Source organism: Streptomyces prasinopilosus (genome assembly GCF_001419695.1).
Classification (GTDB): Bacteria; Actinomycetota; Actinomycetes; order Streptomycetales; family Streptomycetaceae; genus Streptomyces; species Streptomyces prasinopilosus.
In genome coordinates this window covers 1-8615 of the sequence record NZ_LIRG01000418.1, presented here as the reverse complement: position 1 = coordinate 8615, position 8615 = coordinate 1, and the positions used below count along the sequence as shown (strand labels likewise).

9 protein-coding genes are annotated in these 8615 nt (G+C 73.4%); 2 read left to right on the top strand and 7 right to left on the bottom strand.

All coding sequences use genetic code 11. From position 1 onward, the window contains the following. Positions 1-125 precede the first annotated feature (125 nt). The 5 genes from fabF to fasR all read right to left on the bottom strand — a co-directional run bounded on the left by fabF (position 126) and on the right by fasR (position 5138). Positions 126-1397 (bottom strand): beta-ketoacyl-ACP synthase II, encoded by a 1272-nt coding sequence (gene fabF, locus AOK18_RS18025; RefSeq protein ID WP_055572731.1) that lies wholly within the window; start codon positions 1395-1397, stop codon positions 126-128. 125 nt (positions 1398-1522) lie between these two features. Then, complete coding sequence (locus tag AOK18_RS18020) at positions 1523-1771, bottom strand: acyl carrier protein (protein WP_004988657.1); 249 nt, start codon at positions 1769-1771, stop codon at positions 1523-1525. A gap of 103 nt (positions 1772-1874) precedes the next feature. After that, positions 1875-2876, bottom strand: coding sequence for a ketoacyl-ACP synthase III (locus AOK18_RS18015; RefSeq protein ID WP_055572730.1), 1002 nt, complete (start codon positions 2874-2876; stop codon positions 1875-1877). Positions 2877-2898: 22 nt separating this feature from the next. After that, a complete protein-coding gene (locus tag AOK18_RS18010) occupies positions 2899-3843 on the bottom strand; it encodes an ACP S-malonyltransferase (RefSeq protein ID WP_055695045.1) in 945 nt (314 codons plus the stop codon). A gap of 89 nt (positions 3844-3932) precedes the next feature. Continuing rightward, positions 3933-5138: a fatty acid biosynthesis transcriptional regulator FasR gene (gene fasR / locus AOK18_RS18005; RefSeq protein ID WP_055574016.1), complete on the bottom strand. Its 1206-nt coding sequence runs from the start codon at positions 5136-5138 to the stop codon at positions 3933-3935. Between the two features lie 125 nt (positions 5139-5263). Here fasR and AOK18_RS18000 point away from each other — a divergent pair, with 125 nt between their 5' ends. Beyond that, positions 5264-5923, top strand: a complete 660-nt coding sequence (locus AOK18_RS18000) for a pirin family protein (protein ID WP_055695048.1) — start codon at positions 5264-5266, stop codon at positions 5921-5923. A gap of 256 nt (positions 5924-6179) precedes the next feature. Here AOK18_RS18000 and AOK18_RS17995 read toward each other — a convergent pair whose 3' ends face one another. Beyond that, positions 6180-6731, bottom strand: coding sequence for an EF-hand domain-containing protein (locus tag AOK18_RS17995; RefSeq protein WP_079105078.1), 552 nt, complete (start codon positions 6729-6731; stop codon positions 6180-6182). A gap of 232 nt (positions 6732-6963) precedes the next feature. Here AOK18_RS17995 and AOK18_RS17990 point away from each other — a divergent pair, with 232 nt between their 5' ends. Continuing rightward, entirely contained in the window at positions 6964-7599 is a 636-nt protein-coding gene (locus AOK18_RS17990; RefSeq protein WP_055695044.1) for a TetR/AcrR family transcriptional regulator, read from the top strand. A 12-nt stretch (positions 7600-7611) separates the two neighbouring features. On the opposite strand, the gene AOK18_RS17985 is transcribed toward AOK18_RS17990, so the two are convergent. Further along, positions 7612-8615: SMP-30/gluconolactonase/LRE family protein (locus AOK18_RS17985; RefSeq protein WP_240503224.1), on the bottom strand; the 1004-nt coding region annotated here is incomplete at its 5' end.

Sequence of the window (8615 nt, the reverse complement as noted above, 5' to 3'; positions counted from 1 at the left end):
GCGCTCCCGTAAGGCGCGCCCGGGCCCCCGCACGGCGTACCCCGTCCTCCCGGTGCGCGGACGTGCTGGAGGGCCCCACCTCGTGAGGTGGGGCCCTCCAGCACGTCCGCGCGTACCGGCGCCGGTCAGACCGACCGGAACGCCAGCACCACGTTGTGCCCGCCGAACCCGAAGGAGTCGTTGAGGGCGGCGATGCGGCCCTCGACGGGCAGCTTGCGCGCCTCGCCGCGGACCACGTCCGCGTTCGCCTCCGCCTCGGGGTCGAGGGTGTCGATGTTGATGGTGGGCGGAGCCACCCGGTGGTACAGCGCGAGCACCGTCGCCACCGACTCCACGCCACCGGCGCCGCCGAGCAGGTGCCCGGTCATCGACTTGGTGGCGGAGACCGCCATGTGGTCGGCGTCGTCGCCGAACACCTTGCGCAGCGCCTTCAGTTCGGCGATGTCACCGGCCGGCGTCGAGGTGGCGTGCGCATTGACGTGCACGATCTCGGACGGGTCCAGGTCGTTGGAGTCCAGCAGGTTCTGCAGGGCGTGCGAGATGCCGCGGCCCTCCGGCTCCGGCTGCACGATGTCGTGGCCGTCGGCCGAGATGCCCTGGCCGACCGCCTCCGCATAGACGCGGGCGCCGCGCGCGGCGGCGTGCTCGGCGGACTCCAGGACGATCACGCCCGCGCCCTCACCGAGGACGAAGCCGTCCCGGCCCACGTCGTACGGCCGCGAGGCGCCCTGCGGGTCGTCGTTGTTCTTGGACATCGCCATCATGTTGCCGAACGCGGCGATCGGCAGCGGGTGGATCGCCGCCTCGGTGCCGCCCGCGACGACGACGTCGGCACGGCCGCTGCGGATCATCTCGATGGCGTAGCCGATGGCCTCCGCGCCCGAGGCGCAGGCCGAGACGGGGGTGTGCACGCCCGCCCGGGCGCCCACGAGCAGGCCGACGTTGGCCGACGGGCCGTTCGGCATCAGCATGGGGACGGTGTGCGGGGAGACGCGGCGGACGCCCTTCTCCTTCAGCACGTCGTACTGGTCGAGCAGGGTCGTCACACCGCCGATGCCGGAGGCGATGACCGTGCCGAGCCGGTCCGGGTCGACGTTCGGGTCCTCACCGGCCGGGCCTTCGAAGCCGGCGTCGGCCCACGCCTCCTTGGCCGCGACCAGCGCGAACTGCGCCGAGCGGTCCAGGCGGCGGGCCTGCGGCCGCGGAATGGTCTCGGTGGGCTCCACGGCCACGGGGGCCGCGATGCGGACCGCCTGGTCGGCGGCCCACTCCTGCTCGAGGGGCTTGACTCCGGAACGTCCGGCGACCAGACCCTCCCAGGTCGAGGCCGCGTCGCCACCCAGCGGTGTGGTTGCGCCGATACCGGTGACGACCACGGTGCGATTGGTCGAGCTCATCGGAATTCTTTCTCCAACGGATACGAGGATTCGTACGGCGCCACCGCCGGGTGGCGGGACCGGGATCTCCCGGCCTCGGGCCCCCGTCCGGGCCGGCACGGCCCGGACGGGGGACCCGGCAGCGCTCAGGCCTGGTGCTTGAGGATGTACTCGGTCGCGTCGCCGACGGTCTTGAGGTTCTTGACGTCGTCGTCCGGGATCTTGACGTCGAAGCGCTCTTCGGCGGCGACGACGACCTCGACCATGGACAGCGAGTCGACGTCCAGGTCGTCGGTGAAGGACTTGTCCAGCTGGACGTCCTCAACCGGGATGCCGGCGATCTCGTTCACGATCTCCGCGAGACCGGCGACGATCTCTTCCTGAGTGGCGGCCATGGTGGCGCTCCTTCGCTGTGATTCCTGAGGGTGGGGCGCCCGCCGCGACGGCGGCGGGTGGTGCGGTTCTCCCTGCCGGACCGGGTGGTCCGGCACGGAGTGCCTAGGGGAGAGTAACGACCGTGGCGGCGTAGACGAGACCCGCCCCGAAGCCGATGACGAGCGCGGTGTCGCCGCTCTTCGCCTCGCCGGTCGCCAGGAGCCGCTCCATCGCGAGCGGGATCGAGGCGGCCGAGGTGTTGCCGGTGGTGCGGATGTCACGGGCGACCGTGACGTGCTCCGGCAGTTTGAGGGTCTTCACCATCGAGTCGATGATCCGCACGTTGGCCTGGTGCGGGATGAAGACGTCCAGCTCGTCCGAGGTGATCCCGGCCGCGTCCAGCGCCTGCTGGGCGACCTTCGCCATCTCGAACACGGCCCAGCGGAACACCGCCTGGCCCTCCTGCGTGATCGCGGGGAACTTCTCGACCTCGCCGTCGCGGTAGTCCGTCCACGCCACGGTCTGCTTGATGACCTCGGACTTGTCGCCCTCGGAGCCCCACACGGTCGGGCCGATCGCGGGCTCCCGGGACGGGCCGACGACGACCGCGCCGGCGCCGTCGCCGAACAGGAAGGCGGTGGCCCGGTCCTCCAGGTCGGTCAGGTCGCTCAGCCGCTCCACGCCGATGACGAGCACGTACTCGGCGGAGCCCTCCACCACCATGCCCTTGGCGAGGGTGAGGCCGTAGCCGAAGCCCGCGCAGCCGGCCGAGATGTCGAAGGCGGCGGCCTTGTCCGTGCCCAGCAGATCGGCGATCTGCGTGGCCACGGCCGGGGTCTGCTTGAAGTGCGACACGGTCGAGACGACCACGGCGCCGATCCGTGCGGCGTCGATGCCCGCATCGGCGATCGCCTTGCCCGACGCCTCGACGGACATCGCCGCGACGGTCTCCTCGGGCGACGCCCAGTGCCGCGTCTCGATGCCGGAGCGCGAACGGATCCACTCGTCGGACGAGTCGATCGTCTCCAGGATCACCTCGTTGGGCACGACCCGGGTGGGCCGGTAGCCGCCCACACCCAGGATGCGGGCGTACGGGGCACCCTTACCGGGCTTGATCTTCGCCATGCGGATGCTGCTCCTCAGGGTGTCAGGCGTGCTCGGCCACGAGCGCGCGGGCGGCTTCGAGGTCGGCGGGGGTCTTCAGGGCGAGCGTCGTGACGCCGGGCAGGGCGCGCTTGGCGAGGCCCGTCAGGGTCCCCCCGGGGCACACCTCGATCAGCGCGGTCACCCCGAGCTCCTTGAACGTCTCCATGCACAGGTCCCAGCGCACCGGGTTCGCCACCTGGCCGACCAGGCGCTCCAGCACCCCGGCGCCGGTGGCGACCGCCGCACCGTCCTTGTTCGACACGTAGACGGCCTTCGGGTCGCCCGGCGTCAGCTCCTCGGCCGCCTTCGCCAGCGTGTCGACCGCGGGGCCCATGTGGTGCGTGTGGAAGGCCCCGGCCACCTTGAGCGCGACGACCCGGCGCACGCCCTCGGGCTTGTCCGCCTCCAGCGCGGCCAGCTGCTCCTTGGTGCCGGCCGCCACGATCTGGCCCGCGCCGTTGATGTTCGCCGGGGTCAGCCTCAGCTTCTCCAGGTGCGCCAGGGTGACGTCCGGGTCGCCGCCGAGCAGCGCCGCCATGCCGGTCTCGGTGATCGCGGCGGCGTCGGCCATGGCCAGGCCCCGCCTGCGGACCAGGCCCAGCGCGGCCGTGTCGTCGAGGACACCCGCGAACGCGGCCGCGGTGAACTCGCCGACGCTGTGCCCGGCGACCGCGCCGGGCGCGATCCGGGCCACCGCCGAGGCGGCGTCGTCCGCGCCGGCGCCCAGCGCCGAGACGGACAGCAGCCCGGCCGCGACCAGCAGCGGCTGGGCGACGGCCGTGTCGCGGATCGCGTCCGCGTCGGCCTCGGTGCCGTAGTGGGCGAGGTCGAGTCCGATGGCGTCGGACCAGGCGGCGACGCGGTCCGCGGCACCGGGAAGGTCGAGCCATTCGGTCAGGAAGCCGGGCGTCTGAGCGCCCTGGCCGGGAGCGACGAGTACGAGCACTCTCACACTCTCTCTTGACGACGGCCGAAGCCGCCCGTGGGGACAGGGACGAAGAACACGAAGGGGTTTTGTGGAACTCCGACAAGAAGTCAGGACTGAAGATCGCCGTCGACCAGACGCCCCAGGATCAGCGCGACCCGCAGTGTGAACGCAGAGCGTACATCGGAGGGCGACCATCCGGTGACGTCTGTCACACGTCGGAGCCGGTAACGCACGGTATTGGGGTGCACGAAGAGCATCCGGGCGGCCCCTTCGAGGCTGCTCGCCTGCTCCAGGTAGACGCTGAGCGTCTCCAGCAGCGCGGCCCCGGTCTCCTCGAGCGGTCTGTAGATCTCCTCCACCAACTGCTCGCGGGCCGAGGCGTCACCGGCGATCGCCCGCTCCGGCAGCAGGTCGTCGGCCAGCACCGGACGCGGCGCGTCCTGCCAGGCGGAGCACGCCTTCAGGCCCGCCGCGGCGGCCTGTGCGGACCGGGTCGCCGCCTGGAGGTCCGGCACCACCGGCCCCGCCACCACCGGGCCCTGCGCGTACGGCCCGATCAGCGACTTGGCGACGGCCAGCGGGTCGTCGCTGCCGCCCGCGATCACCACCAGCCGGTCCCCGAGCACCCCCGTCAGCACCTGGAGCTTGGCGTGCCGGGCGGCCCGCCGGATCGCCTCCACGGTCAGCTCCGAGTCGCCGTCGGGCGCGGTGCCCAGCAGCACGCACACGTGCTCCGGCGAGTTCCACCCGAGGGCGGCGGCCCGCGACACGGCTCCCTCGTCGGCCTCGCCGCTGAGCACCGCGTTCACGACCAGGGACTCCAGCCGCGCGTCCCAGGCGCCCCGTGCCTCGGCCGCCTGCGCGTACACCTGGGCGGTGGCGAACGCGATCTCCCGCGCGTACACCAGGAGCGCCTCGCGCAGCACCGACTCGTCGCCCGGCGCGGCCACCTCGTCGATGGCGGTCTCCATGACCTCGATGGTGGTGCGCACCATCTCCACGGTCTGACGCAGCGTGATGGCCCGGGTCAGCTCGCGCGGCGCGGTCCCGAAGACGTCGGTGGAGATGGCCTGCGGCGCCTCGGGGCGCCGGAACCACTCGGTGAAGGCGGCGATGCCCGCCTGCGCGACCAGCCCGATCCAGGAACGGTTCTCCGGTGGCATCGCCCGGTACCAGGGCAGCGTCTCGTCCATCCGCAGGATCGCCTGCGCGGCGAGGTGGCCGGACGACCTCTCCAGTCGCTTCAGCGTTGCGGGATGCGGGTGGGCGGGGCCTGCCGGGGTTTCGATCTTGCTGGTCTCGGGTTCGGGCACGGTGACAAGACTGCCTCATCCGGACACCGGAACGCGTGGCCGGGTCTCCCGCGAGGTCTTCCGGCGGGGCCGGCGGGGCCTGCCGGGGGTCCGGCGGAGCCCGCAGCGGGGCTACCGTGGACCGCGTGACGGACGTACGGCGCGCGCACGAGCGCTTCCGGGGCGGCGATCCGGCGGCCGGGATCGAGAGCCGGCACGCCTTCTCCTTCGGCCCGCACTACGACCCCGACCACCTGCGCTTCGGCGCGGTGATCGCCTGCAACGAGGAGCGGCTCGCCCCCGGCGCCGGCTTCGACGAACACCCGCACAGCCACACCGAGATCGTGACGTGGGTGGTGGAGGGCGAGCTGACCCACCGTGACTCCACCGGCCACGAGACCCTCGTCCGCCCCGGCGACCTGCAGCGCCTGAGCGCCGCCTCCGGTGTCCGCCATGTGGAACGCAACGCCGGCCCGGGGCCCCTGACCTTCCTCCAGATGTGGCTGGCCCCGCTGGAACCCGGCGGCGCCCCCTCCTACGAGGTCGTCCGCGGCCTCGCCGACTCCACCCCGTACGCCCTCCCGGAGGCGGGCGCCGTGCTCCACGTCCGGCGCCTCGCACAGGGGGAGCGGGCGGCCCTGCCGGACGCCGCGCACGTGTACGCGCACGTGGTGCGCGGCGAGGTCCTCCTGGACGGCACCCGGCTGGGGCCGGGGGACGCGGCCCGTCTCACGGACCCTGAGGGCGCCGGGGCGGTCGCGGCGACCGCGTCCGAGCTGCTGGTGTGGGAGATGCGCGGCGGGTGACGCCGCCGCGTCCCGGGAGGCCGCAGGGGCGGGGCCCGCCGGCCCCGGGGACCTTCGGTGGTGGCATCGGCCCGCGGTGAATCCCCGCCCCCTCGACGCCGCGGGCCGAAGGGACGCCGTGCCGGACCCCGGGGCGCTCGGGGCGCCCGTGCCGGTCGCGGGTGGCGGCCCGCGCGGGGGACCGTCCGCCGGGGCCGGCTCGTCCGCGGCCCCCGAAGGCTCCCGGCCGGGAGGCGGGAGCCCGGGAGCGTGCGGATCAGACGCGTCCGAAGAACAGGCTGCCCGGTGCGTCCGGGTCGTTCGACAGGTAGAACTCGCGGATCGCGCGGATGAACTCGTGGCGGGAGATCGCACCGTCCCCGTCGGTGTCCAGCTTGGCGAACACGTCCATCGCCCCGGGGGAGTCGCTCCTCCAGACGTCCCTCAGGAAGCGGGCGAACTCGTCCTTGCTGATCTCGTTGTCGCCGTCGGTGTCGATGATGTCGAAGATCGCGTGGCCGCCGCCCTCGGTCACGTTCAGCCGGCTGGTGTCGATGACCGAGAGGCGGCTGGCGGTGACGAACTGCTCCTTCGAGAGCCGGTCCTCGTCCACGCCCGCGTGGCGCAGCAGTTCCAGCCAGTAGATCTGGCAGAAGGTCCGCAGTGCCCTGGCCCGGCGGTCGTCCCCGTCGAGCCGGTAGGCGTGGAGGTAGCGGTCGGCGAGCTTCTGGTAGTCCGTCCAGTCCAGGTAGCCGTCGTGGTTGGCGTCCAGGCCGTCGAAGGTGCGCTCGAGCTTGATGGTGATGATGTCCTGCGCCGCAGCGGTCACCGGGCGGGCCCTTCCATGAGCTTGGCGTACGGGCTCTCCAGCATGGTGCAAATCGCCCTGAATGATTGTATTTCCTCGCGTACGACACCCGATCCGGTGATCATCCGTCCGTGCGCGCCGGCGTCCCGCCGGAGCCGGACGGGCCCCGGTCTTCCGGTCCTGCCCCCGGCCCCGTCCCCGGGCTCGCGCGGGGGTCCGCGGTGCGGCGCGTGGGGTGCCGTACCCTGCCCGGATGACGCAGCATCCCGTGCCGGACCGGCGGCGGCCCGCGAATCCCGCGAACCCCGCGAGCGGGGAGCGGCGGCCCGCCAACCACGGGCCCAGGGCCGCCGCCCGCAACCGTGCCGCGCTGGTCGCCGCCGCCCGGGAGATCTACGCGGAACAGGGCCTGGACGCCCCGCTGTCCGCGATCGCCCGCCGCGCCGGGGTCGGACAGGGCGTCCTGTACCGGCACTTCCCGGACCGGGCCGCCGTGACGACGGCGGTGCTGGAGGAGAACGTCCGGGAGGTGGAGCAGGCGGCCGCGGCCGAGGACGCGACCTTCGCCGGGGTGCTCGGTGTGCTGACCTGGCACCTGAAGGAGTCGGCCGCGTTCATCGGCCTGCTGCACGCCGACGGGTCGGACCGCCGCTCCGGCGTCCGCGCGCACGCCCTGGCCCTGTCCCGGCGGGTCGAACGCGCCCTGCGCGCCCACCTGCCCGGCGACGGCGGCCACCGGCCGGTCGCGGCGGACGACCTCATGCTCGCCGTCGCCATGGTCTCCGGCGCCGTGACCGGTCCCTCCAGGGAGGAGCGGGAGCGCAGGGCGCTGGCGGCCTGGCGGCTCCTCGGCGTCGAGGTGGGACCGGTGCGGCCCTTCCGCGGGTGAAGTCGGCTCCCGTCAGCCGCCGTTGGACTGCCGGGTGCCCTTCGCCAGGGCGTCGAAGGCGTACAGGTAGCCGCCCGCGGGTCCGCTGACGGTCATGTAGGCCTTGGTGCCGCCGGGCGTGATCGCCACGTTCGTCGCCGATTCCAGGCCCTTCGCGGCGCGCGCGGGCACCTCGACGGTCGCCAGGCGCTCGCCGTGCCGGTCGTACACGAGCATCGCGGGCCGGCCGTGCAGCGCCTGGTAGAGGTTGCCGTCCGCGTCCACGGCGATGGAGTCGGTCGTCGCGATGCCGCCGTCGACCCGGATGGCGGTGTGCCGGGCGGTGACCCCGCCCTCCCTGCCGACGGGGAGGTAGGAGATCCGGTTCTCCGTCAGTTCGCTGAACCACAGGCCGCGGTACTCCGCGTCGAAGGAGATCCCGTTCGTCGCGGCGAGGCCGTCGGCCAGCACGGTGGCCTCCCCGCCGTCGCGGTCGATCCGCACCACGCGTCCGAGCGCCTTCCCCTCGGTCAGGCCGCGCGAGTCGCTGACGTACAGGTGGCCGTCCCGGTCGAAGGCGAGGTCGTCGGGGTTCATCCGCGCCCCGTCGACCTCGCCGGAGAAGAAGGTCCGCACGTCGCCTCCGTCGGCGTCGAGGCTCACGATCCCGCCGTGCGCGAAGTCGGTCAGGTAGAGCCGTCCGTCGTACGGGCTGAACTGCGCCGAGGTGTACGCCCCGCGCCCGTCGGTGTGCACCGTGCGCTTCGTCTTCCCGCGGACGTCGACGCGCATCACCTTCGGCTCGCCCTCGGGCGCGGTGACGTCCACGACGAACAGGCCGCCGTCCGCGCCGAAGACCGGACCCTCCAGCAGCGTCATCCCGGTCCGCTCGTGCACCTCGGTCAGCCGCATCACCTGCTGCGCGCGGATCGTCCGGTCCGCTCCGGGGGCCCCGGCGGTCCGTTCACCGGCGCCGCCGCTCTCCGTGCCGCATCCGGTGAGGGCGAGGGAGCCGACGGCGGTGAGCACGGCGAGGG

Bases quoted from the DNA above. Each gene is read 5' to 3' on its own strand.
- fabF (WP_055572731.1), bottom strand. From the start codon at position 1,397: ATGAGCTCGACCAATCGCACCGTGGTCGTCACCGGTATCGGCGCAACC.
- AOK18_RS18020 (WP_004988657.1), bottom strand. From the start codon at position 1,771: ATGGCCGCCACTCAGGAAGAGATCGTCGCCGGTCTCGCGGAGATCGTG.
- AOK18_RS18015 (WP_055572730.1), bottom strand. From the start codon at position 2,876: ATGGCGAAGATCAAGCCCGGTAAGGGTGCCCCGTACGCCCGCATCCTG.
- AOK18_RS17990 (WP_055695044.1), top strand. From the start codon at position 6,964: ATGACGCAGCATCCCGTGCCGGACCGGCGGCGGCCCGCGAATCCCGCG.